This window comes from Alphaproteobacteria bacterium HT1-32, assembly GCA_009649675.1.
Taxonomy (GTDB): Bacteria; Pseudomonadota; Alphaproteobacteria; order Rhodospirillales; family HT1-32; genus HT1-32.
Window position 1 is genome coordinate 1,131,547 of the sequence record WJPL01000001.1, and the last position, 26,518, is coordinate 1,158,064.

Annotated in this window: 22 protein-coding genes, 1 tRNA gene and 1 pseudogene; 10 read left to right on the plus strand and 14 right to left on the minus strand. The window is 58.4% G+C overall.

Going from position 1 to position 26,518, the window contains the following annotated elements; genetic code table 11:
* Window positions 1–9: 9 nt before the first annotated feature.
* Together GH722_05395 and GH722_05400 are read right to left on the minus strand one after the other, a co-directional pair.
* Window positions 10–891, minus strand: a complete 882-nt coding sequence (locus GH722_05395) for an EamA family transporter (GenBank protein MRG71194.1) — start codon at window positions 889–891, stop codon at window positions 10–12.
* A 59-nt stretch (window positions 892–950) separates the two neighbouring features.
* Window positions 951–2,393, minus strand: a complete 1,443-nt coding sequence (locus tag GH722_05400; protein MRG71195.1) for a PAS domain-containing protein — start codon at window positions 2,391–2,393, stop codon at window positions 951–953.
* Window positions 2,394–2,504: 111 nt separating this feature from the next.
* On the opposite strand from GH722_05400, the gene GH722_05405 reads away from it, so the two are divergent.
* Window positions 2,505–3,410 (plus strand): hypothetical protein, encoded by a 906-nt coding sequence (locus GH722_05405; protein ID MRG71196.1) that lies wholly within the window; start codon window positions 2,505–2,507, stop codon window positions 3,408–3,410.
* Here the strand turns inward: GH722_05405 and GH722_05410 are convergent.
* The 10 genes from GH722_05410 to coxB form a co-directional block, all read right to left on the minus strand.
* Window positions 3,403–4,077: an arylsulfatase gene (locus GH722_05410; protein ID MRG71197.1), complete on the minus strand. Its 675-nt coding sequence runs from the start codon at window positions 4,075–4,077 to the stop codon at window positions 3,403–3,405. The two genes, GH722_05405 and GH722_05410, sit on opposite strands and share 8 nt — an antisense overlap.
* Window positions 4,077–5,333 (minus strand): insulinase family protein, encoded by a 1,257-nt coding sequence (locus GH722_05415; protein ID MRG71198.1) that lies wholly within the window; start codon window positions 5,331–5,333, stop codon window positions 4,077–4,079. The genes GH722_05410 and GH722_05415 overlap by 1 nt, the downstream gene beginning before the upstream one ends.
* A complete protein-coding gene (locus GH722_05420; GenBank protein ID MRG71199.1) occupies window positions 5,330–6,733 on the minus strand; it encodes a threonine synthase in 1,404 nt (467 codons plus the stop codon). The genes GH722_05415 and GH722_05420 overlap by 4 nt, the downstream gene beginning before the upstream one ends.
* Window positions 6,734–6,820: 87 nt before the next feature.
* On the minus strand, window positions 6,821–8,314 hold the full coding sequence (locus GH722_05425; GenBank protein MRG71200.1) for a carboxypeptidase M32: 1,494 nt from the start codon (window positions 8,312–8,314) through the stop codon (window positions 6,821–6,823).
* Window positions 8,311–9,048, minus strand: coding sequence for an SURF1 family protein (locus GH722_05430; protein ID MRG71201.1), 738 nt, complete (start codon window positions 9,046–9,048; stop codon window positions 8,311–8,313). Before GH722_05430 ends, GH722_05425 begins: the two co-directional genes overlap by 4 nt.
* 94 nt (window positions 9,049–9,142) lie before the next feature.
* A complete protein-coding gene (locus GH722_05435) occupies window positions 9,143–9,937 on the minus strand; it encodes a cytochrome c oxidase subunit 3 (GenBank protein ID MRG71202.1) in 795 nt (264 codons plus the stop codon).
* A gap of 41 nt (window positions 9,938–9,978) precedes the next feature.
* Window positions 9,979–10,599 carry a cytochrome c oxidase assembly protein gene (locus GH722_05440; GenBank protein MRG71203.1) on the minus strand — a complete coding sequence of 207 codons (621 nt, stop codon included), beginning with the start codon at window positions 10,597–10,599 and terminating at the stop codon, window positions 9,979–9,981.
* A gap of 133 nt (window positions 10,600–10,732) precedes the next feature.
* The gene (locus GH722_05445) at window positions 10,733–11,680 is read right to left on the minus strand and encodes a protoheme IX farnesyltransferase (GenBank protein ID MRG71204.1); all 948 of its coding nucleotides are present in this window, start codon (window positions 11,678–11,680) and stop codon (window positions 10,733–10,735) included.
* A gap of 15 nt (window positions 11,681–11,695) precedes the next feature.
* A complete protein-coding gene (ctaD, locus tag GH722_05450) occupies window positions 11,696–13,300 on the minus strand; it encodes a cytochrome c oxidase subunit I (protein ID MRG71205.1) in 1,605 nt (534 codons plus the stop codon).
* 19 nt (window positions 13,301–13,319) lie between these two features.
* Window positions 13,320–14,210, minus strand: coding sequence for a cytochrome c oxidase subunit II (gene coxB / locus GH722_05455; GenBank protein MRG71206.1), 891 nt, complete (start codon window positions 14,208–14,210; stop codon window positions 13,320–13,322).
* 334 nt (window positions 14,211–14,544) lie between these two features.
* Between coxB and GH722_05460 the strand changes: the two genes are divergently transcribed.
* The gene (locus GH722_05460; GenBank protein MRG71207.1) at window positions 14,545–15,297 is read left to right on the plus strand and encodes a glycerophosphoryl diester phosphodiesterase; all 753 of its coding nucleotides are present in this window, start codon (window positions 14,545–14,547) and stop codon (window positions 15,295–15,297) included.
* Here GH722_05460 and GH722_05465 read toward each other — a convergent pair.
* Together GH722_05465 and GH722_05470 are read right to left on the minus strand one after the other, a co-directional pair.
* A complete protein-coding gene (locus tag GH722_05465) occupies window positions 15,288–18,416 on the minus strand; it encodes an MMPL family transporter (GenBank protein ID MRG71208.1) in 3,129 nt (1,042 codons plus the stop codon). The genes GH722_05460 and GH722_05465 overlap by 10 nt on opposite strands.
* Window positions 18,413–19,759, minus strand: a complete 1,347-nt coding sequence (locus tag GH722_05470) for an HlyD family efflux transporter periplasmic adaptor subunit (protein ID MRG71209.1) — start codon at window positions 19,757–19,759, stop codon at window positions 18,413–18,415. The genes GH722_05465 and GH722_05470 overlap by 4 nt, the downstream gene beginning before the upstream one ends.
* A 186-nt stretch (window positions 19,760–19,945) precedes the next feature.
* Between GH722_05470 and GH722_05475 the strand changes: the two genes are divergently transcribed.
* From GH722_05475 to GH722_05510, 8 genes and pseudogenes are all read left to right on the plus strand, one after another.
* Window positions 19,946–21,394 carry a potassium transporter TrkH gene (locus GH722_05475; GenBank protein ID MRG71210.1) on the plus strand — a complete coding sequence of 483 codons (1,449 nt, stop codon included), beginning with the start codon at window positions 19,946–19,948 and terminating at the stop codon, window positions 21,392–21,394.
* 144 nt (window positions 21,395–21,538) lie between these two features.
* Complete coding sequence (locus tag GH722_05480; GenBank protein MRG71211.1) at window positions 21,539–22,192, plus strand: dienelactone hydrolase family protein; 654 nt, start codon at window positions 21,539–21,541, stop codon at window positions 22,190–22,192.
* A 102-nt stretch (window positions 22,193–22,294) separates the two neighbouring features.
* Window positions 22,295–22,382 (plus strand) — tRNA-Ser (locus GH722_05485).
* Between the two features lie 125 nt (window positions 22,383–22,507).
* Window positions 22,508–22,806: pseudogene (locus GH722_05490) on the plus strand (DDE-type integrase/transposase/recombinase).
* Window positions 22,807–23,031: 225 nt separating this feature from the next.
* Entirely contained in the window at window positions 23,032–23,607 is a 576-nt protein-coding gene (locus GH722_05495; GenBank protein MRG71212.1) for a recombinase family protein, read from the plus strand.
* Window positions 23,607–24,740: an ImmA/IrrE family metallo-endopeptidase gene (locus tag GH722_05500; GenBank protein ID MRG71213.1), complete on the plus strand. Its 1,134-nt coding sequence runs from the start codon at window positions 23,607–23,609 to the stop codon at window positions 24,738–24,740. Before GH722_05495 ends, GH722_05500 begins: the two co-directional genes overlap by 1 nt.
* A complete protein-coding gene (locus tag GH722_05505) occupies window positions 24,737–25,207 on the plus strand; it encodes a DUF4411 family protein (GenBank protein MRG71214.1) in 471 nt (156 codons plus the stop codon). Before GH722_05500 ends, GH722_05505 begins: the two co-directional genes overlap by 4 nt.
* Before the next feature lie 27 nt (window positions 25,208–25,234).
* On the plus strand, window positions 25,235–26,470 hold the full coding sequence (locus GH722_05510; protein MRG71215.1) for a hypothetical protein: 1,236 nt from the start codon (window positions 25,235–25,237) through the stop codon (window positions 26,468–26,470).
* The last annotated feature ends 48 nt before the right edge of the window (window positions 26,471–26,518 follow it).

Below are 26,518 nucleotides of genomic sequence, written 5' to 3' on the forward strand. Positions count from 1 at the left end.
GCCTTGTGGTCAGCTCTCCCGCAGGCGCATCACTGCCTGCGCCATGACGGCAAAACAGACGATTCCGCCACCGACAAGGGTTGAGACTGAGGGTGTTTCACCAACCGCAGCCCACGCCCAGAGCGGTGCCGTGATGATTTCGGTCATCAGCAGCAGGGGGGTTTCAGCCGCCCGCACATGGCGTGACCCAAAAGTGATCAGCACAAAACCAAGCGCCAGCTGAACACCGCCGATGATCACGAACAACTGCCAGTCCCAGGCCGTCAGCGGCGCATCCGACATCAGCACCCAGCCCGGTATCAGGGCAATAAAACCTCCCAGCAGCGCCGCCGGCAACATCTCGACTGCGGGGCGGAACCGGATAGACACCACCGCGATGGCAAACCCAAGTGATGCCATCAGCGCCCAGATATTACCTTCCAGCCGGCCACCGCCAACACCGCCGCCAACCATCACCATGATTCCGGAAAACGCGACCAGCATGAACAGGATCGAGCGGCGGCTGACACTTTCGCGCAGGATCAGCCAGCCAAGGCCTGCCGCATAGAACGGACCAGCGGACAGAATGAACATCACATCCGCAACCGTAGTCGACAGCATCGCCGCCGTATAGCCGGTAAAGGCCATCGACAAACCTATTCCGGCAACCAGCCCCGGCAGGCCGGCGGCAATGAACTGGGCCGGCAAACGACGGCCATAACGGATCAGGCAAATAATCCCGAGGACAATGCAGAAGAACAGGGAACGTCCGAAAGCCACCGCCCAGGGGTCTGATGTATCAAGCACACGGTAGGTAAGACCACCCGCACCAAGAATCAGGCCCGCAGCGATGAGCATGAAAACACCCGTGGCATATTGTCGGGTTTCAGCCATCTTTTGCGTATCAGTCATGGGGGCATCTATGCCGGACTTCCCCCTGAAATCCAGAATTTTATAATATTATTACGTGTTCATTCGTCAGCCAGATGATCAGGACGGGCGAGCAATACACTGAAAACCGAGCCTTCACCGGCAACACTGTCGATGGTCAGCACACCCCGGTGCCGGTTGATGATATGTTTCACGATCGCAAGCCCCAGCCCCGTTCCGCCAAGCTGGCGCGAACGGGCCGTATCCACCCGGTAGAAGCGTTCGGTGAGGCGCGACAGATGCTGTTCAGCAATGCCCTCGCCCCGGTCAATGACGGAGACCCGCGTCGCCCCGGCAGGAAAATAGCCCCGGTGCCCCGCGGGTATAGCCGCGTCGGCTTCCAGCCGGATCGTCACTTCCGTACCGTTGCGGCCATATTTCAGCGCATTGTCGGCCAGATTCTGAAAGACCTGCGTCAGTTCATCCGCATCGCCCAGCACCTCAACTTTGTCCTGCTGACCGGAATCGATGATCACCTGCATCTCATTGGTTGCGGCCTGCGGACGAAGCGTGTCAGCCACCGTCTCGCAGATCCGGGCAAGGTCGACCACTTCGGTCGGCGGCAGATGTTCATTCAGTTCAATACGTGACAGTGACAGCAGATCCTGCACCAGCCGCGACATACGCTGAGCCTGCCCCGACATGATTTCCAGAAACCGGGCGGCGGCTTCCGGGTCATTTTTTGCCGGACCCTGCAGTGTCTCAATGAACCCCATGACACTGGCCAGTGGCGTCCGCAATTCATGGCTGGCATTGGCGACGAAGTCCGCCCGCATCTGGTCCGCTTTCTTCAGAGCGGTCTGATCGTGGAGAGAGATCAGAATGGCGCTGCTTTCCGGTGTCTTGTCCGTCCGCAGCGGTTCAATGCGCACATTGAAGCTGCGTTCGACAGACTGTGACTGCATCAGCTGGATATCCACAGTCCGGCCCTGACCGCCATAAAGCACCTCATCGACTGCCTCCAGCGCCATCGGGTCGCGCAGCACAGCCGCAATGCCAAAGCCCGCAAGCTCCCGGTTGACCTCGCCCCGGCTGCCCAGAAACAGGTTGCGTGCAGCCTTGTTGGCGCGCTGTATCCGTCCCTGCCGGTCGAGCACCATCAGCGGGTCGGGAAGGCTGTCGAGCAGGGCTTCTTCCTCACCCAGCCGTAACTCGGCTTCAATGGCTTTTGCCTGCATGGTGCGGCGCAGATAAACCGCCGCCGAGATCAGGTCTTCAGCACTGGTTGAATAGGTAAATTTCGGCGTCTCCGGGGTTTCACCATCTGCCAGTTGCCGGACATAGCGGGCCGCGGCCCGCACATCTGCGAGATAGGGACGCACCAGCAACGTTCCCGCAATTGCCACAAAAGCGACGATCAGGATACCCATCAGGGGTTCGATATGCCGGGCGGCCAGCAACACAACAATCGCTACCGCCGGTGGCGCTGTGATGACCACCATCGCGTAGAAAAGACGGCTGAGGGGCACTCTGGGTTGCGACATTAACTGTTCCCGAATCCGGTTATCGTCAAAAATTGATTACGGCGCAGCTATCAGACAGGGTTATCCTGAATTACAGGCGCACTTAAACGCAAAACAAGCTATAGTATAATCATGTTACGAATTATCTGCATCCTGACCCTGAGCTGCCTGATCGCCCTGCCCGCCTCGGCGCAGACCGGCTATACCAAATGGTCGCCGCCCGGCTCCGGAAACGACAATGGCGAGGTACAGAGCTTTGTGGACCGGCTGAACAAACTGGTCGACGAAGCGGAAAAAGCCAAAGCGGCCGATCCGCGCTTTCTCCGTGACCTGCGCGATCTGGCAAATGGCTTCAACCGGCCATGGCAGTCGCCGGTGCTGAACGACAGCTTTACGGATGGCGACTTCACCCGCTCCCCTGTCTGGGTTGTGCGCAGTGGCACATATCGCATCGAACAGAACTGGGGCCTGCGCAGTGAAGGCCAGAGTGGCACCCGGCAGCAACAATCAAACCAGACGGTCGACGGCAAGGATGCTGCGGTTGCCATTCTTGGGGCCCTGCTTGGTGCCGCAAGCGGCCAGCAGACACAGAATGGCACCTCCACCACAACCACCTCCGGCCCGGCAGTCATCACAACCAGTGCCGCCATCAGCAACGCCTTCGCCCTGACGTTGGAATTCAGTTCATGGAAAGCACAGGGTCAGTTCGCCATTGGTCCCTATCAGGGAGAGAACCCGGATAACGGCTACCGGCTTGTCTACAGCCCCGGCCAGCCGCTGGAGCTGCAACGGCTTTCCGCCCGCCGCGGCACGGCCGTTATTGAACGCGGCCAGAGCGCCATCACCATTGAAGACCAGAAGACCCACCGGCTGGAATGGACCAGACAGACCAGCGGCCAGATGCAGGTGATGCTGGATGGCAAGGAGGTTCTGAAAGTGACCGACGTGGCTTTCCGGGATGCCTTCAGCGGTCTGGCCGTCAGCAATGCGGACTCAGATATTATTGTCCACAGCGTCGGGATACTCGGCGTCAGGTAGATTTCTTTATCCGCTCCAGAACCGCAGCAACGGCGGGACGGGGACTGGAGAAAACGGGGACCGGCAGATCCGACAGCAACGGCTCAGCCATCGCCATCGATGCCTGCGCCAGAACAACCGCATCACAGGGCCGTTCAGCAAAGGCTTCAAACACCCCGCTGGCAATCGCCGTTACGTAGGCTTCCTCGTTCCCGTCCTTGAAAAAAGGCCATGCCTGTTCCAGCAGCAGGATGCGCAGGTCCCGATCAAGGCCGCGTTCACCGGCTACCGTCTCAAACAGCGCCAGTGTCGGCGTGATGGTGGTCGGAACACAGGCAGCGATCAGGATACGTGATCCGGCGGTGAAGGCCGCTTCTGCCAGGGCGCGATCCACCCGCAGAAACGGTACTCCGGCTCTCAGGGTTGCCAGTTCAGCAGCCTCGGCAATTGTCGAACAGGTACAAAGGCCAGCAGAAGCTCCGGATTGCAGGGCATGGTCAGCCATTGCCCGCGCCGCCTCCGCCAGAATTTCAGCCGTCGGCCCGCCTGCGGCTTCCGCATCAGCCAGCAGGTCGGCGCGCACCGTATGCTGAACCGTCACATCGACAGTCTGTTCACCGAACAACCGGTCAAAGGTTGCGACATGTACATCCGCCGTATGAAACAGGGCGACAACCGGACCTGACATCAGCTGAGCCGGGCTGTGATCTGGTCATAGGATTCCAGCCCGCGCAGATCACCCATCGCCGCCACTGTCGGACGCGAGGCAAAAACCCGCCGGGCCGCAGCGATGACCATCGAGGCATCGACCTCGTCGATATGCGCAAGAATCTCTTCAGGACCGAGAATACGACCGAATATCTGCCATTGCCGTGCGATCTGCTCACAGCGCGAGCCCGAGCTTTCCATCGACATCATGATCGAAGCCTTGAGCTGTGCTTTCGCACGATCCACTTCCTCGTCCTCGACCGATTGTGTCACCTTCATCAGCTCGTCACAGACCACCGGCGCAAGTTCGGCGATATCCGACGGGCTGGTGCCCGCATAAACACCGAACATGCCACTATCACTGAAGGAGGAGGCAAAGCTGTAGATGCTGTAGACCAGTCCGCGTTTCTCGCGAATTTCCTGGAACAGCCGCGACGACATCCCACCACCCAGCAGGGTGGCCAGCACGGAAACCGGATAATAATCCTCTGCGGCGTAGGACGCGCCGTCGAAACCCAGCAGGAAATGCACCTGTTCCAGATCGTCCGTTTTGCGGAAATCACCACCCTGATAGGCTGCGGCCTCGCGCAAGGTCGCCGGATCTGATGACAGTCCGGTAAAATGGGTCTCGGCCAGATCAATCAGTGCCGCGTGATCCAGATTACCCGTCGCCGCCAGCACCATACCGGGCGCGGCGTAATGTTGTGACATGTAGCCCGCGACCTGGTCCCGCGAGAAGCTCCGGACAAGCTCGGCACTGCCTAGAATCGGACGTCCCATCGACTGATTCGGGAAGGCCGTTTCCTGAAAATGATCAAAGATGATGTCGTCAGGCGTATCTTCTGCCTGTCCGATTTCCTGCAGAATGACCGTGCGTTCCCGCTCCAGTTCTACCGGGTCGAAGGCTGAATGCTGCAGAATGTCGGCGATGATATCGGTCGCCAGCGGCATGTCATCCTTCAGAACCTTGGCGTAATAGGCCGTATTCTCGCGGCTTGTATAGGCATTCAGATGCCCGCCGACAGCCTCGATCTCCGCTGCAATGGCATAGGCATCCCGGCGTGACGTGCCTTTAAATGCCATATGTTCCAGCATATGCGAGACCCCGTTCTGATCTGCCCGTTCATCACGCGCACCGACGCCAACCCATACGCCGACAGTTGCCGTCTGCAGATGGGGCATCGTTTCCGAAACAACGGTCAGCCCGTTATCAAGACTGGTGATATTTACTTTCATGCCGGTACAGCCCGGGTGCGCGCAGTGACAAAGGCGCTGACCGCCGCAATGTCATTTGGCAGCACCGTGAACTTTTCTTCCCGGTCAAACAGATCTGACAGATGTGGCGGCAGTGGCGGGTGAATACCGGAGGCTTCTTCAACCGCCGCCGGGAACTTCGCGGGATGTGCCGTCGCCAGCGAAACCATCGTCGCCCCGTCTTCTTCAAGCCCGGCCCGTCCGGCAGCAACGCCGATGGCACTGTGCGGACAAAGCAGTTCACCCGTGCGCTGGTACAAATCACGAATGATGTCGCGGGTCTGATTGTCGTCAAACCGGTAGGCAGAGAACAATGCCGACATTTCAGTCAGCCGGTTACCGGAGACGGCAAGACTGCCGGTCTTGCGGAAACGGGTCATGGCTTCTGCCAGTTCACCGGCATCGCGGCCATAGACATCAAACAGCAGACGTTCAAAGTTGCTCGAAACCTGAATATCCATGCTGGGCGAGATTGTCGGTACGACACCGGTCATCTTCAGTTCATCCGTTTCAAAGAAACGGGTCAGGATATCATTGGAATTGGAACCAACGACCAGCTTTTCAATCGGCAGACCCATTGCCCGGGCTGCATAGCCGGCAAAGATGTTGCCAAAATTCCCGGTCGGCACCGCAAAGGAAAGACGCCGGTCCGGCGCACCCAGACCAACCGCCGCATGGAAGTAATACACAATCTGGGCCATGATCCGGGCCCAGTTGATCGAATTCACCGCCGACAGCCGAAGCCGGTCGCGCAGGTCTCCGTCATTGAACATCGCCTTGACCATGTCCTGACAGGCATCGAAGTCACCTTCAATGGCAATGCAATGCACATTGCCGGAGGCCACCGTGGTCATCTGCCGCCGCTGTACATCCGAAACCCGGCCATTCGGGAACAGGATAAAGATATCAATGGCGTCACGATCCCGGCAGGCCTCAATCGCAGCGGAGCCGGTATCACCGGAAGTCGCCCCGACAATTGTTACCCGTTCCTTGCGCTGACTGAGCACATGGTCAAACAGATGCCCGACCATCTGCAGGGCATAATCCTTGAAGGCAATCGTCGGGCCATGAAACAGTTCCAGCAGCCAGTCATTCGGGCCAAGCTGTTTCAGGGGAGCGACCGCATCATGACGAAAGGCGGCGTAGGTGGTCTCGATAATGCGTTTCAGATCTGCATCATCAATACTGCCGGCCACAAAGGGCGTAATCACCTTCCGGGCAATCTCGGTATAGGGTTTACCCTGAAGGGCGCGTATCTCATCAGCAGAAAATGTCGGCCAGCTTTCCGGCAGATAGAGGCCGCCATCGCGGGCAAGCCCGGCCAGCAGCACATCATCAAAGTCAAGAACTGGCGCAGCGCCACGTGTCGAGATGTATTTCAACGGTTCCTCATGCTCCGGTTTGGATCGGACTGTTCCGATCAGGTGATCTGCGGGCGACCTTAGCCATTGCCGGCAAGGCGGGCAAGGTCAGCCATCCGGGAGATATCGACGACGCAGATGGGCCTTGAAGGCTGCCGTTCCAAGGGGGGTGCCCGTCGACCGTTCGATCAGGTCATCCGGCTGATACCGGCGGGCCATCTCATGTACATTTGGCCGCAGCCAGCCAAACAGCGGTTTAAAGTCTCCGCCGGCAATTGCCTCCGGGATGGCGGGGGTTGCACGACAGGCTGCCTGATACATCTGCGCTGCCGTCATTGCGCCAAGCGTATAGGTCGGGAAATAACCAAACGCCCCGTCATACCAGTGAATATCCTGCAGACAGCCCACTGCATCACGATCCGGGCGGACGCCGAGCAAATCCTGCATCAGGTCATTCCAGGCAGCCGGCAGGTCCGTAATCGCAAGATCACCGGACAGCATCGCCTTTTCGAGGCGATAACGCAGGATGACATGCAGCGGATAGGTCACTTCATCGGCTTCGACCCTGATGAAACCGGGCTCAACAGCCAGATAGAGCCGACCCAGATTTTCCGGCGACCAGGCCGGATCTTCGCCAAAGGCTTCCCTGAACAGCGGCGACAGCAGTTCCATGAATTCGCCAGAGCGACCTGCCTGCATTTCCAGCAGCAGTGACTGGCTTTCATGAATGGTCATCCCAAGGCTTTCCCCGACCGGACGATGCCGCAGATCTTCGGGAAGTCCCTGTTCATACAGCGCATGTCCACATTCATGGACCACCGCCATCAACCCGTCCGCCGGTTCAGACTCGCTGAACCGGGTGGTAATCCGGATATCATCGCCTGCACCACCGGTGAAGGGATGCAGGCTTTCGTCGAGCCGTCCACGGGTAAAATCAAAGCCAATGATTTCCAGCAGCCGGTCCGCCAGCTTCCGCTGTGCGGCGACTGGTGTCGCAACCGTCGGCCGGATTGCCGCAGGCAGTGCGGCCTGGCGTTCCTGAATGTCAGCCAGCAAAGGCGGCAGAAAGGATGCGAGATCATCGAACAGAACATCAATATCCGCAGACCGCCGTCCCGGATCATAACTGTCCAGCAGGGCATCATACTGACCAAGCCCCAGCACCTCTGCCTTGATCACCGCTTCCTCACGAACAAACTCCGTGACCACGGTCAGTGCATCGCGCACCAGTGTGAAATCACTCTCTGCCCGCGCCTGGCGCCAAAGTGTCTCGCAGGCAGAATTGGCCTTCGACGCCGCCTCCACATGGTCGCCCGGCAGGGCCGAGGCATGGGTATAACGCCACCGCATCCAGTAAAGGTCACGACGTTGCAGTTCATCCAGCTGGTCTGTTTCCTGTTCTGCCGCATCCAGCAGGTCACCCATCCCGGGGCCGGTCAGCAGATCATGAGATAGCCGGGCCATAACCGACAATTCAGTGCCCCGCTGCGCTGCGCCACCGGAGGGCATCATTGTCGCGGCATCCCAGTGCAGCACGCCACTGACATCACCCAGCACCGACAATCTGCGGAATTGTTCCGATAATCTGGCAAACCCGGTCATGATGCTGCCCCCCTGTGACGGCGACGTGACGCCAGGATGAAGAAGATAAACGCAACGAGAACCGCAAAGCCCGTCGAGAACCAGGTGATCGCGTAAATCAGGTGATTATTCGACAGGGTTGCCTTGATCTGCCCGCCAAGCGGAAATCCGCCCTCAGGCGTGGAGGCCATGTCTGCCACCACATAGAACCCGGTCTCGACCGCTGGCAACCCGAGGCCCGAGGCCAGTGTTTGCGGGTCAGCCGTATACCACAGGTTTCCGTCCGGATTGTCATCCGGGGTGAAGGTGCCCCGTCGTTGCGGCAGGCGGATATTTCCGCTCACCGTCACCGGCCCGGCAATCAGCGACTGGGGACGGCTGGCCTGTTCGAGATGTTCCGGATCAACCCAGCCCCGGTTGATCAGCAGGGTCGGGCCATCCGGCACCAGAAGCGGGGTGAATATATGGTAGCCCGCCTTGCCATCCGTGGAAGAGGCATAGACCGGACGCTCCTTGCCATGCAGCAGCACACCCTGCAGCCGGACCGGGCGGAAATCGATGAGAGCGGGGTCCGGCACAGCCATCAATCCGGCGGCATCCAGCGGAGTTCCCTGTCGGGCAGCGTCACGTTCTGCCATCAGCGCCTGTTTCCAGCCGAGCCGCTGAACCTGCCATGCGCCAAGGCTGAACAATCCGGCAACGATGGCCAGCGTAAACAGACTCAGCCAGACCGGAAAAGGTTTTGATCTGCTCATACCGCCAATCTGGTCATTCGGGTGGGGCAAATAAAGCCCCTGAAACGAAAGCGCCGCCCACAAGGGGCGGCGCTGATAGCGGGCGGAAGGGCGATCAGGCGCCCCACCAGTAAACCCAGATGAACAGGAACAGCCAGACCACGTCAACAAAGTGCCAGTACCATGCGGCGGCTTCGAAACCGAAGTGACTGTCAGGCTTGAAATGTCCCTTGTAGGCGCGGATCCAGCAGATCGCCAGGAAGATGGTACCGATGATGACATGCGCACCATGGAAACCTGTCGCCATGTAGAACACGGAGGAATAGATGCCATCGGTAAAGCCGAAAGCGGCATGGCTGTATTCATAAGCCTGCAGGGCGGTAAAGCTGATGCCGAGCAGCACCGTAATGCCAAGGCCCTTGAGCATGCCGTCGCGATCGCCTTCGATCAGCGCATGATGCGCCCAGGTCACCGTTGCACCGGAGAGCAACAGGATCAGGGTATTCATGAAGGGCAGGTCCCAGGCATCAAAGGTCATGATGCCTTCCGGCGGCCATACGGTTGACGCCGGAGAGAAGATCAGCAGGCTGGAATGGAAAAACGCCCAGAAGAAAGCGACGAAGAACATCACTTCCGAGCAGATGAACAGCATCATGCCATAGCGCAGGCCAAGCCGGACCACCGGTGTATGGCTGTGGCCATCCAGTGCTTCACGGACGATCTGGCGCCACCAGAAGAACATTGTCGCCATAACCGCGACAAAGCCGAGGATCATACCAATTGCCGGGTGGCCATGAAGCCACATCACACCACCACCGGTCAGCAGGCCGGCGGCCATGGAACCAACCATCGGCCAGACACTTGGCTCAACCAGATGATAGGGATGATTGACTGCGTGAACGTCGCTCATGATTTCTTATGTCCCCTGGATCTTATTCGTTCGGTTGTCGATTACCCGCCTGTTTTAACCGGCTTTTCGCCAGCGTCCAGACTGGATGTTGTTTTTTCGCTCTTCTCGTCTTCAGGCTCAGGTGATTCTTCGCTCATCGACGGGAAGAAAGTATAGGAAAGCGTGATTGTCGTCACGTCCCGGGTGTTCCGGTCTTCCAGAATCGCCGGATCGACGAAAAAGGACACCGGCATGGAAACTTTCTCGCCAGCCGCCAGCGACTGCTCGTCAAAGCAGAAACAGGCAATCTTGGAGAAATAAATACCGGCCTTCGGCGGCGTGACATTGAAAATCGCCGTGCCGGTCGTCCGCCGTTTGGCGAAATTCTCCGCCTCATAGGCAATCAGTGTTTCTTCACCAACCGGCACCCGGATTTCCGTCTGCTCCGGACGGAACTTCCATGGCAGGCCGAGATTAACATCCGCGTTGAAGCGCACCGTAATCATGCGCCCGTCAACAGCGCCCGGTGCCTTTTCTGCAACCTGCGTCGTCCCGCCAAATCCGGTCACCTGACAGAACAGCTTGTAAAGCGGTACCGAGGCATAGGCGACACCGACCATGGCGACAACGAATGTCGCCAGACTGATCAGCATCTTCCGGTTTTTAGCCTTCTGTATGCTCATCAGCCGGACATTCCCATCTTGGCGATGGTGATCACATAGAACAGCACGCAGAACCCCACCAGGGCCAGCCCCAGTGCGATATTCTTGCCGCGACGGCTGCGGTGCATTTCGCTTTGATCGTTCTTGCCCATGATTACCAGAGTCCTGTTGTCCGGACTGCCGCGTCAATCAGCAACGCTGCAAACAGGCCGAAAAGATAAAAGATGGAATAGGCGAACATCCGCCGCGCCGGACCGAAATCATCTTCGTCCGCCCGCATCACCATGATGCAATGACGAATGAACCACAGGCTCATGACAGCCGCGACACCGCCATAAACGATACTCGCCATGCCAAGGAAAGCCGGTGCAACTGAAAGCGGCAGCATGATCAGCGTATAGACCAGCATCTGACGCTTGGTCTCACGGCTGCCCGCGACCACCGGCAGCATCGGTACACCGGCTGCGGTGTAATCACTGTTGCGAAACAGCGCCAGTGCCCAGAAATGCGGCGGCGTCCAGAAGAAGATGATTGCAAACAGCACGATACTGGACAGCGACACATCACCGGTCACAGCGGCCCAGCCAATCATCGGCGGAAAAGCACCGGCGGCACCGCCAATGACAATGTTCTGCGGCGTGCGGCGTTTCAGCCACATTGTATAGACAAAAACATAGAAACCGATGGTCAGCGCCAACAGGGCGGCTGCGGTCAGATTGACCGCCAGCCCCATGACCATCACGGATGCCATCGACAGGATGACACCAAAGGCCAGCGCATCACCCGGCAACACCCGTCCGGCAGCCACCGGACGATTCTGCGTCCGGGTCATGATCTGATCGATATCACGATCAAACCACATATTGATTGCCCCCGACGCACCGGCACCAACGGAGATGCAGAGCACCGCCACCAGACCGATAACCGGATGGATCGTACCCGGTGCCAGCAGCAGGCCGACAATACCGGTAAACACCACCAGAGCCATCACCCTTGGCTTCAGCAGGGCGATGTAATCACCCGCTGCAGATTCAACGGCGATGGAGCCGCTATCAGGGATAGCGGCTCCGGTCGCATTCAGGGTAGTTGCGTTGTCACGCATCAGACTGACCAGACCTTATTTGATGACCGGCAGGTCATTGAAGGTATGGAAAGCAGGCGGTGAGGTCTGCGTCCATTCCAGAGTCGTGGCACCTTCACCCCAGTAATTGTCTGCGGCCTTACGCTTCTTCGCCAGCGCTTCGAGACAAACGATGATGAAGAGAATGAAACCCGCAAAGGAGAGATAGGAGCCGATGGAAGACACCAGATTCCAGCCCGCCAGCGCATCCGGATAGTCGACATAACGACGCGGCATGCCGGCAAGACCCGAGAAATGCATCGGGAAGAAGGTGATGTTCACACCAAGGAAGAACAGCCAGAACTGAATCTTGCCCAGTGTTTCGTTGTACATCACACCGAACATCTTTCCGAACCAGTAGTAGAAGCCGCAGAAGATGCCGAAGACCGCACCCAGCGACAGCACATAATGGAAATGCGCCACCACATAATAGGTGTCATGCAGCGAGGCATCGACGCCCGCATTCGACAGCACAACCCCGGTCACACCACCAACCGTAAACAGGAAGATGAAGCCGAGCGCATAGAGCATCGGGGTCTCGAATGTCATCGAGCCGCCCCACATCGTCGCAATCCAGGAGAAGATCTTAACGCCCGTGGGCACCGCGATCACCATGGTGGCGAACATGAAGTAGGCCCGCGTATCGACATCCATGCCGACCGTGTACATGTGATGCGCCCAGACCACGAAACCGACGCCGCCAATGGCAACCATCGCGTAGGCCATGCCCATGTAACCAAACACCGGCTTGCGCGAGAAGGTGGAGACCACCTGGCTGACAATACCGAATGCCGGCAGGATCATGATGTAGACTTCCGGGTGACCGAAGAACCAGAACAGATGCTGGAACAGGATCGGATCGCCGCCGCCTTCCGGAATAAAGAAGGAGGTACCGAAGTTACGGTCGGTCAGCAGCATGGTGATGGCACCGGCAAGCACCGGAACTGCCAGCAGCAGCAGGAATGCCGTTACCAGCATCGCCCAGATGAACAGCGGCATCTTGTGCAGCGTCATGCCGGGGGCACGCATGTTGAAGATCGTCGTGATAAAGTTGATCGCCCCGAGAATCGAGGAGGCACCTGCCAGATGGAGAGCGAAAATCGCCATATCAACCGCCGGCCCGGGATGTCCGAGCGACGAGGAAAGCGGCGGATAGATCGTCCAGCCCGTACCGGCACCACCGCCGAGAACAGCGGAGAGGACCAGCAGCAGGAATGCCGGAACCAGCAGCCAGAAGCTGAGATTGTTCATCCGCGGGAAGGCCATATCCGGCGCACCCACCATCAGCGGAATGAACCAGTTGCCAAAACCGCCGATCAGCGCCGGCATGACCGCGAAGAACACCATGATCAGGCCATGGGCGGTCACCAGTACATTGAACAGGCTTTTGCCTTCGTCACCTGTCAGATGCTGCAGACCCGGCTCGGCCAGCTCCATACGCATCCAGACAGAAAACGCGCCACCGATCAGGCCGGCAACGATAGCGAAAAGAAGATAAAGGGTTCCGATGTCCTTATGGTTCGTTGAACAGAACCAGCGAACAAAGAAACCCGGCTTGTGATCAGCGTGATCGTCGTGTGCGTCAGCGGCTCCGTACGCCATTTTGCCTCTCCTCGTTCGCTTAGTTGGCAGCAGCGGATGCAAGCGCCGCTACCTGTTTGGTCTGTTTCATCTCGTTCCGGATATCGGCAACCTTCTGCGGTTCACCGGCTTCCAGAGATTTCTTGGCCCATGCGGCGTAGGTCTCTTTCGACACCACTTCAACCGCAACCGGCATGAAGGCGTGGTCCTTGCCGCAAAGCTCGGAGCACTGACCGTAATAGATGCCTTCCTTGCCCTCGTTCACCATGAACCATGTTTCGTTCAGGCGACCGGGAACTGCATCGGTCTTGAAACCAAAGGACGGGATCGTAAAGGAATGCAGCACATCCGCCGCCGTCACCAGAACCCGGATTTTCGTCCCCACCGGCACAACCACATTGTTGTCCACGGCCAGCAGACGAGGCTCGCCCGGCTGCAACTCGTCTTCCTTCTTCATGATCGCGTCAAAGCTGAGCACCTCGCCATCGGCGTTCTTCAGATCGGCGTATTCGAAGGTCCAGTACCACTGGTTACCAACTGCCTTGATGGTCATTTCCGCATCAACCGCGCGATCCTGCTTGTACAGCAGCTTCGCACTGGGAACCGCCAGAACAACCAGAATAGCCACCGGGATCAGAGTCCAGGCGATTTCCAGACCGACATGATGAGTCGTCTTGCCCGGGTTCGGGTTGGCTTTGCGATTGAACTTCAAAACCACATAAATCATCAGTGCCAGCACAAACAGCGTGATGATGGTGATGGTCGAGTTCAGCACAATATTATGCAGAAACTGCAGGTCTTCTGCGACCGGTGTCGCCGGTGCCTGCAATCCGAACTGCCAAGGATGTGGCTGCTGAGCAAACGCAGCCGTTGACGTCAACGCCACTGCCGCAAAACTGAATACAGCTTTAAGAGCCTTCAAGGGCTTCATTCCGTGCCTCTTTCTTCGTGATAAAAGCCTTCCCGAGCCCACAGCGCGCAGACAAGATCAAGCTACCCTTCCGTATCAGCCGGGTTTTACAGGCTTTTCCAGCCAAACCCAACACAAATTTCGACTGATGAATTCATAGTTGTCGGAATGTAAATACAACAAAACCAAGCCTGTAGGTGTGGCGCAGGTCTTTGGGCTTCAAGCTGAAAAATACCGGACAACAATCCTTTCTGTCGGAAAATCCCGGGATTTACGCGAAACTACAGCATTTCGGATAGAAGATGCCGGTGAAAACACATAGTCATCACCCCGTTATACAGGAACAATCTGACCGATGGATCGACCGAAGATGATGCTGCCTCCCGTTATTGGCCACCGCGGCGCTGCCCGCTTCGCACCTGAAAACACGCTTGCCGGAATTCGCAAGGGGGCCGGGCTTGGTGCCCGCATGGTCGAATTCGACGTCCAGCCGACCCGCGACGGAACTGTCGTGCTGATGCATGACACCACCGTCAACCGCACCAGTAACGGTGCCGGCCCTGTCGCAGACATGACCTATGAGCAATTCTCCCTACTGGATGCGGGAAGCTGGTTTGCCGCCGACTTTACCGGCGAGCCTGCGCCAACGCTGGTTCAGGCTCTCCGGCTTTGCGGCGAGCTCGGGCTGCGCGCCAATGTCGAGATCAAGCCGGACCTGCCGGATGTGGCGCGTGCCGTTGATCTGGTGCTGAAAGATATCGAAGCCGTCTGGAGTTTCGATGCCACCGGTCCGGTCATCTCGTCATTCTCTCCCGAAGTCCTGCGGGTCTGCCGTAAGCGGTCATCGGGGATTCCCCTGGGCGTACTGGTCTGGAAGGACAAATCATGGTGGCAGGAGCTTGCCGCAGATATCAGCGCCATGTCGGTCCATTTCTCACGGCGTAACCTGAGAAAGACCGATGTGGAAACCGCCATCGCAGCAGATCTCAAAGTTGCAGCCTATACGGTTAACGACCCGCAGGAAGCCCGCAAGCTGTTCGGCTGGGGCGTCACCGCCGTCTTCACTGACGATCCCGCTGCCATTCTCGCGGTTACCGATCAGGGCTGACCGGCTTCGGGCTGGCCACCGGAAGGCCCGGCCTTTGCGTTCCGACGCCACTCCGTCAGATGCATGTCATCCAGAATGACATAGAAGGACGGCACGACGAACAGGATCGCCAGAGTTGTCGCAATCAGACCAAAGGACAGGCTGGCAACCAGCGGAATCAGCACCTGCGCCTGCAGGCTGGTTTCCGACAGAATAGGCAGTAGCCCGGCAACGGTTGTCAGCGAGGTCAGGAAAATCGCCCTGAACCGGCGGCGGGATGCCTCGGTTGCCGCTTCGAGTGCACTGGCCCCTTCATTGCGGGCCTGCTTCAGGAACATCACCAGCAGAATGGAGTCATTCACCACAATGCCGCTCAGCGAGACCAGCCCCAGCATCGACGGCATGGTGAAATCCAGCCCCAGCAACAGATGGCCGGCAACAGCGCCGACCAGTGTCAGCGGAATAATCGCCATCACCACGACCGGCTCTATATAACTGCGGAACTGGAAGCTGAGCAGAAAGAACACCAGTGCCAGCCCGACCAGAAAACCGATAACCATCGACCCCTGAGTCTTCTGGCCTTCGCTTTTCTGGCCTTCGACAACCACCTGAATATCCGGATAGTCCGCCTTCATCTGCGGAATCAGGCGGGCCAGCGCATCGGAGACGATTTCATTGGCATTGCCGGTGGTGGTATCCACATCCCCGTCGACGGTCACTGTCCGGCGACCATCAATCCGTGTGATGCGGGTATAGCCACGTTCTTCCCGCAGGTCAGCCACGGCAGAGATCGGAACATTGTCTCCGTCCGGGGAAACCACCGTAAAGTAGTCAAGGTCACCAAGGCTGTTTGTATCTCGACCGGCAAGCCGGACATCGACTTCATAGGACTCCGGCCCGATCTGAAATTCTGCGGCCGTGCGCCCGAAGAAGGCCGAGCGAAGCTGGTCGGCGATCATGGTCGCGTCAAAGCCGAGACTTTTCGCCCCCGGCTTCAGGGTCAGGGCGATCTCCGGTTCAGACACCCGAAGATCATGCTGGGCATTGCGGACAGTTTCATAGCGGGTGAACCATTCCACCATCTCGGTGGCGGCAGACTGCAACTGATCCAGATCATCCCCTTTCAGCCGCAACTCGATCGCCTTGCCCGCCGGGCCAAGCTGGGCCGGGGTAAAACGCAGGTTCAGCGCCTGGGGAACCTCGCCGACTTCTTCCGCCCAGAGGGTCAGCAGTTCATCAGATGTTATCGTCCGCCGGTCGGCGGTCAGCAGGTCCACACTGACAGTCGCCAGATGCGGCCCGGTTTCCGAAACATCGAGATTATAGCCATAACGCTCGATAACATTGAGGACCAGCGTCGCGCCCTCCGGCTGTTCCGGTGTCAGCCGGTCATTGATCCGTCGAAGCGCCGCAAGGGTTTTCCCGACAACGGCCTCGGTATCACCGAGGGTCGCGCCTTTCGGAAGCAGAATACGAACTTCCAGCGTGTCGCCATCCGTTTCCGGAAAGACCGAGAATTTGAGAAACCCGCCGGCAAAGGCTGCCATTGAAAGCAGCAACAGACCAACCGCCACTCCCACGGTCAGATAACGAAACCGGACCGCCCGTTCGACCAGCGGGGTCAGCCGTTCATCCCGGAACCGGCGCATCCAGCCGTCGACACGTGCCTGTACCCGGCCATCCAGCGCATCCACCGAATGCGACAGATGGTTCGGCAGGATGATAAAGGCTTCTATCAGGGACACCGCCAGAACCGCGATCATGACGGCCGGTATCACCGCCAGTATATGCCCGATATCGCCTTCCAGAAAAACCAGCGACCCGAACACCGCCACCGTTGTGGTGAAGGACAGCACAATGCCCGGCAACACTTCCTGCGTGCCGTTGACCACCGCTTCCAGTCCGATGTCACCGCGTCGTCTGCGGGCCATGATGTTCTCGGAAATGACAATGGCATCATCCATGACAATCCCGATCACCATCAGCAGACCAACCATGGTCAGCAGGTTCAGGGAATAGCCGGCGACCTGCATCACCGCGATGGCACCGAACAGGGATACCGGCAGTCCAGCCGCGATCCAGAACGAATAGCGCAGCCCGAAGAACAGCCACATGGCGAAGAACACCAGCAGGATGCCCTGTCCGCCATTCTTCACCAGCATGGTCAGCCGGTCATCAACAACGGATGCCACATCATTGATGACGACGATGTCAACGCCGGGCGGCAGGCGCTTCAGTTCATCATCAATAAAGGCCCGAACCGCCGCGATGACCTCCAGCGTATCATCGCTGTGACTTTTGTTAATGTTCAGCTGTGCCGCATTCCGGCCATTGAAGACATAGCGGTCTTCATCATTCTCGAAACGGTTGGTGATCGTGGCGAGATCACCCAGTGTGATCTGCCCGCCAAGATCACCGCCGACAATAACCAGCTCCCGGAAGGCATCCGCCGTCCGGCGTTCGTCAGCAAATCGCAGCGACAGAACGCCATCCCCGGTCGTGATTTCTCCCGCTGGCAGATCGACACTCTGGCGGCTGACCACATCGACAATATCGTTGATCGACAGACCAAGACGGCGCAACGCGATGTCATCCAGTTCGATCCGGATCTGTGATTGCGAGAACCCGGCGACCTCAACCTGCGGAATACCGCCCCAGCGCAACATCCGGGTCTTGATATCTTCCGCCAGAACCTTCAGTTCGCGCCGGGCGGACGGACCGGTGACCGCGACCGAAGCAACAAAGTCGATCATCCCAAGCTGGCGGATGACCGGGGGTTCGGTTTTCTCCGGGAAATCATCAATGGCATCGATTTCAGTTTTCACATCCGCATAGAAACTGTCGAGATCGCCACCCTCCCGCATTTCCAGCACCGCCTTGCCAAGGCTCTGCACCGCCTCGCAGGTCAGTTCCTTCAGGTCGGTCAGGCCATCAACGGCGTCCTCAATGCGCAGGCAGATCGCATCTTCGACAGTTTCCGCACGGGCACCGGGATAAGGCACCTGTACCTCAACCCGACGCGGTTCAATGCGGGGAAAGGTTTCCCGCTGCAGGGAGGGGATGGAAATTGCCCCAGCCCCCAGCAGCACCAGCATGATGAGGTTGGCTGCCGTCGGATGGGCGGCAAAAAAACGGATCATCGCGGCGCAACCTTATCCGCCGTCAGATTGCTGTCCGGGTCTTCATAGGGCCTGAGCAGCATACCGGGGATTGCCGGCGAGGGCCGGCTGGTCACAACCCGCTCACCGGCGCTGACATGGCCCGTCACGATGGCGACATCACCAAAAACCTCTGCGCCTGCGGCTTCTCTTATATCCAGCCGGTTTTCCGCCGTAGCGATAAACAGCCGGCCTTCGACCAGTGCCGGACGCGGAACGACGAAGGCATCTGCGACCGGGTCAGTCGACAGTTCCACCTCGACAAACATGCCCTTGATCAGCGGCGGGCGGCTGCCCGGTCTGGCCAGCGTATAGGTATCATTGACCTGAATGATCGTCCCCACCGTCCGTGTCTGGGGATTAACGGTATCGCTGATCCGGACCACATCACCCGGCCATTCGATCACCCGGTCACCCACCATCAGCCGCACCGTGGCTTTCAGCCCGAGCCGCCCGACCATGGCCGCCAGATCAGGCATCGTGCCGATAGCCGGTGCCTGCTCCGGAGACGCGATCTGCATCAGGGCCTGCATCCGCGACTGCGGGATCTGGGCATCAATCTCGGACGCCCGGATATCGTCCAGCCTGGCCGTGACTTCACCGACCGTGACATACTGGCTTTCCTCGACATTGACCTCTGCCACCCGTCCGTCAAAGGGCGCACGGATGATGGTGCGGTCGAGGTCGACTTCCGCCTGCCGCAGTTCCGCCGCCAGCCGCGCCCGGTCGGCCGTCAGCGCCTGGCGCTGCGAGGGATAGAGACTGATGGTCGAGCGTGCATCCTGCGTGCGTGCACGCTGGGTCAGATAGGCACGGTCCTGTTCATCCAGCGTCCGCTGGGCCGAAACACCACGCTCGACCAGCTGGCGCTGACGTTCCAGTTCGCGGCGGGAGGCGGCAAGTGCGTCTTCTTCAATTTTGAGAGACTGCCGGGCGTTTTCTTCCCCCTGCCCCAGCTCCGCAAGGTCGGCATCGATCTTCGCCAGATCAGCCATCGCCCGGTCACGGGCAATCTCGTAATCCGCACGGGCTATGCGCACCAGCACCTCGTCCCGGCGCATCACCGCGCCGCGCCGCAGCTTCGGATTGGTATATTCGATCTGCCCGGCCAGCTCTGCCGTAGCATGCCAGACACGTGCGGGCTCAACCGTTCCATATCCCAGAATACGGGGCCTGAAAGCCATCGGCTGAAGGGTTACAACCCGTACCGGCGTTGCCCGTTCGGATACCGCAGCCTGTTCGGGAGGAGCCGAGCCCCGGATTGCGAGGACCAGCAGGATAATGCCAGCCAGAACCGGCGGCAGGATAAGCAGTTTCTTCATCATTGCCGGACCCTATGCGGTTTTGCGGACCGTTTCAGCCGCAAAATTGTAACTGTCTGTCGCAAACTGTCGCAACATCGCTGCCCGGAACCGACGATAACATGTCTTTTCGACTTGCAGTCACGTCCAGCAGGGTTCTTTCTCCTGCAGTGATCATTTGACGATATCTGCTATCTGTCGGGGTTTTATATGCGCGACCTTCGACCCGTCATCTTCATTGAAGGCGTTTTTGTACTGTTTGTCAGCCTGCTGATGCTGGCACCGGCGCTGATTGACGGGCTGGCCGGCAACCCGGACTGGAAGGTCTTCCTGATCTCCGCCGGGGTCGCCCTGGCCATCGGCGGCCTGATGGTCACCAGTGCGGGCGGCGGGCAAATCGATCTCGATATCCGGCAGGGTTTCTTTCTGACCACCACCAGCTGGATTCTGGTTTCCGCCATAGCCGCCATCCCGTTTGTCTTTGCCAATCTGCGGCTGGGATATACCGACGCCTTTTTCGAGGCGATGTCCGGCCTCACCACCACCGGCTCGACCGTGCTGTCCGGCCTTGACCATATGCCGCCGGGCCTTCTGCTCTGGCGGTCCATGCTGCAATGGGTCGGTGGTATCGGCATCATCGTCACCGCGGTTGCCCTGCTGCCTTTCCTGCGGGTCGGCGGGATGCAGCTGTTCCGGATGGAATCCTCCGACACGACGGAGAAAATCCTGCCCCGCGCCGGGCAGATTGCCGGTGCCATCAGCCTGATCTATCTGCTGCTCACCATCCTTTGTGCCGTGATGTATGATCTCGCCGGGATGACCCCGTTCGAGGCCATCAACCACGCCATGACCACCATCTCCACCGGCGGGTTCTCAACATCCGACGCCTCGATGGGGCATTTCAACTCACTCACCATCCAGTGGATTTCAGTTCTGTTCATGCTGCTCGGCAGCCTGCCTTTCGCGCTTTATGTCAGGGCCCTGAAGGGAGGGTGGCGCGATCTGGCAGAGAACAGTCAGGTCCGGGTTTTCCTGATCTTCCTTGTCCTCGTGACGGCCGGCCTGTCCTGCTGGGTCTGGCGGGTCGATGGGCTGGCCATCCCCGATGCCGTGACACTGGTCGCCTTCAATGTGGTTTCCGTCGTGACCACCACCGGATTTGCCTCCACCGATTATACCCTCTGGGGCACCCTGCCGGTCATCACCTTCCTGATCCTGACCTTTGTCGGCGGCTGTACCGGTTCGACCTCCGGCGCCATCAAGATTTTCCGGTTCGAGATGATGTACCGCATCGTCCGCCGTCAGCTGCATATCATGATGTCACCCAGCGACGTCAGAATCCTGACCTACGGTTCGCGGGAACTGCCGGATGATGTCATCCGTTCAGTCGGTGTTTTCGTGTTCCAGTTCGCCTTTATCACGGTATTGCTGAGCCTGATGCTCTCCCTGACCGGCCTTGATCTGGTCACCAGCTTCACCGGGGCGGCTACGGCGATTGCCAATGTCGGCCCGGGACTGGGGGACATCATTGGCCCGTCCGGTAATTTCGCCAGTCTGCCGGACAGCGCCAAATGGATCCTCTCTGCCGGGATGCTGATTGGACGGCTGGAAATTCTCACCGTGCTGGTGCTGCTGTCACCCGCCTTCTGGCGCCCCTGATCGTCCAAGCGGGTCAGCCCACTGCATTCAGGTTCGCTTCATGGCCCCGACACCTTTATATATGTCCGGACATGGAAACAGCGATAACATGACCATCCGGTCTCATCGGTTCAGGGAGAGAACATCATGACAAACAGCAACGGCATGCAGCAGATCACCGCCAGTGACGGCCACAGCTTCGACTGTCACATCACCCGCACCACCGCGACCCGGCGCGGCGGGCTGGTCATCCTGCAGGAAATTTTCGGTGTCACCGACCAGCTGAAATCCGTCGCCGCCGCCTATGCTGCTGACGGATATGATGTTGCCATTCCCGCCCTGTTCGACCGGGTTCAGCCGGGAACTGTCGTGCCTTTCGACAAGGCCCCGGACGGGCGCGACCTGATGCTGAAAGTGGCACCGGCAGATGCGCTGCTGGATATCACGGCAGCAGCAGACGCCGTGCGGTCCGGCGGCAAGGTTGCGGTTATCGGTTTCTGCTGGGGTGGTGGCCTGGCCCTGCGCGCCGCCCAGAACCTGAACATTGCCGGTGCCGTCGCCTTCTACGGCACCCGGCTGGACTCACTGCTGGAGACGCCGCTGAAGACAGCGATGCAGTTTCATTTCGGGGCCACCGACGATCATTCCCCGCCAGAAGTCATCGCTGCCGTTCAGGCCGCCTATCCGCAGGCGGAATGCCACATCTATGACACCGGCCACGCCTTCGCCAACGACGCCCGGCCGACGGTCTATAACAAGGCCGCAGCGGACACCGCCCATGGCCGGACCCGGGAGTTTCTCGCCCGCGTGACCGCCTGACCGGAGCATCTGTTTGCCGTGGCGGCAGCAAGGGTCAGCACTTTCCGCAGCAAACCCCTCTTGCAGCCGCCCTCCCGCTCCGCTAAAACGCTGCCTCCCTGCGGAGGGATGGCCGAGTGGCTTAAGGCGCACGATTGGAAATCGTGTTCACCGAAAGGTGTCCGGGGTTCGAATCCCCGTCCCTCCGCCATCACCCCTTCGCTCCGCGAAGGGGTCAGAACATCCTCCGCATAAAATGTAGCGTCAGCCGTTTCGCAGAAACGGCGAGAGCGGTGACGGTGCGGGCTTTCTCCAGCCACCCACAACGCTCTTCCTATCCTCGTCACCGACCGTCTGCGTTCCTATACCGCTGAAATGAATGAGATCGGCAATGCTGGCAGACAAGAAACTGGCCGTTGGTTGAACAATCAGGGTGAAAATTCACACCAGCCATTTCGAAGGCGAGAACGGGCGATGCTTCGCTTACGACGCAGGCGAAGTTTACAGAAATTTGTCTCCGTTCATGCCTCAGTTCACAACCATTTCAATCAGGAGCGCCATCTCCACAACCGATCAGATTTCAAGTGAATCGCACCACGGCTCTTGCCGAATGGCTTCAGCTTCGTGCAGCATAGGTTACGGCGTCTGGTGGCTAACGGAGACTGGTTCGAATTGGTCTGACAGCACTGTCCTACGGTAGATAATCCGCACTCTGTGAGTTCTTGCAAAGCGCTGCGAATGATCGGTCTCAACCAAACTGCTACGAAAAGGATCCTTTTTGCGGCAGTTTTTCGCCTCCCGCCAAGTCATTGATCTGATTGGTGCTGGACCGCCGCAAAAACCTCGTGCAAAAAGAATCCATGAAAATCGGTTACGCACGGGTGTCCACAGAGGAACAGAACCTTGATCTACAGATCGAGGCGCTGACCGAGGCCGGTTGCGACCGGATCGTTACCGACCAGGCGCAGAGCGGTGTGAAGGCAGCCGAGACCCGTGCTGGATTTTTCGAGGCGTTGGAGCTGTTAGGTTCCGGCGACCTTCTGGTGGTCTGGAAGCTGGACCGTGTAGGCCGATCCATTGCCGACCTAATCCATCTTCTGAATCTCTTTGGGGAACGCGGCATCGAGTTCCGCAGTCTGACAGATGGGATCGACACGACGATCGCTGGAGGGCGACTGGTTTTTCATATCATGGGCGCGCTGGCCGAGTTCGAGCGCGATCTTACCCAAGAGCGGACAAAGGCAGGGCTGCGCGCGGCCAAAAAGCGCGGCAAGCGGCTGGGGCGTCCACCGGCGCTTTCCCCGACGCAGATCATCCAGGCGAAGACCGCCATCGAGACCAAGTGGGAAACCGTTTCTGGCATGGCCGAGATTTTGGGCGTGAACCGCAGCACATTGCAGCGTGCCATGAACCGGGAAGTCGGGGTTTCGGTCTGATGGCCGAAGCTATGCCAATTACTCCGGCAGTTGTGACCTGGGCACGGGAGCGAGCCGGGTACTCTATGGATGCTGCAATATCGGACTTTCGCAAGATCGTAGAATGGGAAGCCGGCGAGTCTTTTCCGAGCTATCCGCAGCTCGAAAGGATGGCCGAAAAGTTCAAGGTGCCGGTTGCGGTATTCTTCTTTCCGGCTCCGCCCGATCTGCCGCCAATCGAAGAAACCTTCCGCACCTTGGGTCCAGACCAGATTGCCGAGATATCGCCTCGCATCCGATTGCTTTTGCGCAAGGCCCGGACGTTCCAGATGAGCGTTGAAGAGCTGAGCGGGGGCCGCAATCCCGCCAAGCGGCTGATTATCCATGATCTGGCGTTCCGCCCGACAGACCGCATTGAGGAAATCGCAGCTGAGGTCCGGGCTTATCTGGGCGTTACGATGGAGCAGCAGTTCGCGTGGGGCAATGTGGAGACGGCGCTGGAGGAGTGGCGCAAGGTGCTTCTGGGTGTCGGTGTCTATGTTTTCAAGGACTCTTTCCGGGAGCCGGGTTATTCCGGGTTCTGCCTCTATGATGACGAATTTCCGATCATCTACGTCAACAACACTACCGCGAAGACCCGGCAAATTTTCACGCTGTTCCATGAACTTGCGCACCTGCTCTTCCATACAAGTGGCATCGACCGGACCGGCGACGGCTTCGTGGATGAGCTGGTCGGAGATAATCAGCGGATCGAGGTCATCTGCAATCGTATGGCGGCTTGTCTTCTTGTGCCAGAAGATGCCTTCGATGCTACTTTTGCCGGTCAGGCACCGACGGAGGCGACAGCGACTGAGTTGGCACAACTGTTTAGCGTCAGTCGCGAGTTCATCTTTAGAAAGTTTCTCGACCGCGACCTGATCACTCCGGGCGAGTATGATCAGGCCGCACGGCGATGGGCCGAACAAGGCCATCACGGCACGGGAGGAGACCACTACAACACCAAAATTGCGTATCTTGGGACTGAGTATATCAACCTAGCTTTCCGGCGGTTCTACCAGAACCGGATCGACTACAATCAACTTGCTGACATTCTCGACACCAAACCCAAGAACCTGACCCGCCTTGAAGAATATGTCTCAAGGAGAGCGCCTTGAGCTACGTTTTCGATACGAACGCATTTTCCCAACTTTTCCACAGCTATTATCGCAACCGGTTCCCGACCCTTTGGGAGCAGTTTGACGAGCTGATCGAAAACGGTGAGATCACATCGACCCGCGAGGTGTACCGAGAAATTGAGGGAGACCGGGTTGCCGCCTTGCGCGATTGGGCTGCGGTCCAACGTGACCTGTTTCCTGCACCAAATGCGGCGGAGGCAGGTTTCGTGGGGCAAATTTTTGCGGTGCCGCATTTCCTACACCTCATCGAGCGAAAGAAGCTTCTGAAGGGAGGACTGAACGCTGATCCGTTCATTATCGCACGCGCCCACGCCATTGGCGCGACGGTTGTAACTCTTGAAGGCGAGCCGCCGAACGGCGCAAAAATTCCGAACATTTGCCGCCATTTCGGTATCCCGTGTATGTCACTGGAAGGTTTTATGGAGGCTGAAGATTGGACTTTTTAACGAAGGTATATTTTGCGCTGAAATTACATGACCAGAGATCCATTCGATAGCGATGCAATGCGCCGCGCGCTGGAACTGAGTGAAGGTCCGGCACAAAGACTCATGCGCCAGATGGAAAACGGTCCGGCGACAAGGATGCTTCGCGAGCTTGAAAACTCCCCCGCCCTTCAGGCAGTGCAGATGCTTGAGCAGAAAGACATCCAAAGATTGATGGATTCCGTTACTACAACCCATGCCGCGTTCAAGACATTCACCAGATCGCAGCAATGGGCAGAAATGTCCGGCGTGGTTGCAGCCGCACACAAGTTTTTGGCGAGGCCAGAAACCTTCGACGCGCTGCAACGGATCGACGCAAATTTGAAGCACCTGGTTTCGAATGAGCATCACGCGATTGTCCCGTTGGCGGATCAGCTACAGAGCTTTTCCATTGCGGCAGCTCAGGCGATTCACCCTCTTCATGAGCATTTCCAGCACATGGAGATTTGGCAAGCATCGCTTGCTGACAGGATGGCGCAGCTTAACAATCCGTGGGCTTTTGAGGATCACCTTGGCGTTTCGACAGTTGGCTTTGCCCGTATCGCCCGCCTGCACGACATTTCCAGCAGTGCCGAGCCGTTCGACCCTGCGGGCCAAGAGGTATTTGCAGAAGAACTGGGGGAACCGATTGCTTTTGACGAAGACCAATCCTCGGCAGATCGAGAAACCGCGCAGTTTGATGCCGGGTTGAACGCTGAAGTTGTCGCCTTCCCGCAAGATGCCTATCCGCAAGTTTTGATTTCTGCGGGTTTCGAACTGCGCATCGAGACTGTTGCACCGGTCAGGACAGACGGCGGCGAGATCGGCAGATACGATCCGCAGCACGCCAGCTTGCTTGGACAGATCGAGAACCGGCTTCGCATCGTGATCGAGACTGAGCTTCGGCGGATCGAGGGAGATGCATGGTTGCGGCGGAGGGTTCATGGTGACCTTCGGAAGAAGTGGCAGGACCGAAAGGCAGCAGAACACGAGCAGCGCGGGGATTCCTTCCCCCTCCTCTACTACGCTGACTTTATGGAGTTAATGCACATCATTATCGAAGGCAGAAACTGGAATGATGCGTTTCAACGGTTCTTTGTCTCGAAGCCGGACTTCCAAGTTTCGATGCAACGACTTGCGCCTGTAAGAAATACCATTGGCCACAACCGGCCACTGGTCAGAACAGATCAGTTGATCCTGTTTGCCGAGGGAAGCCGCATTCTCCGCGCCTTGGAGGTTCGCGTGTGACCTTGGGATATGACTCAACCCTATGCTGGCACTGTCAGAGGAAACTTT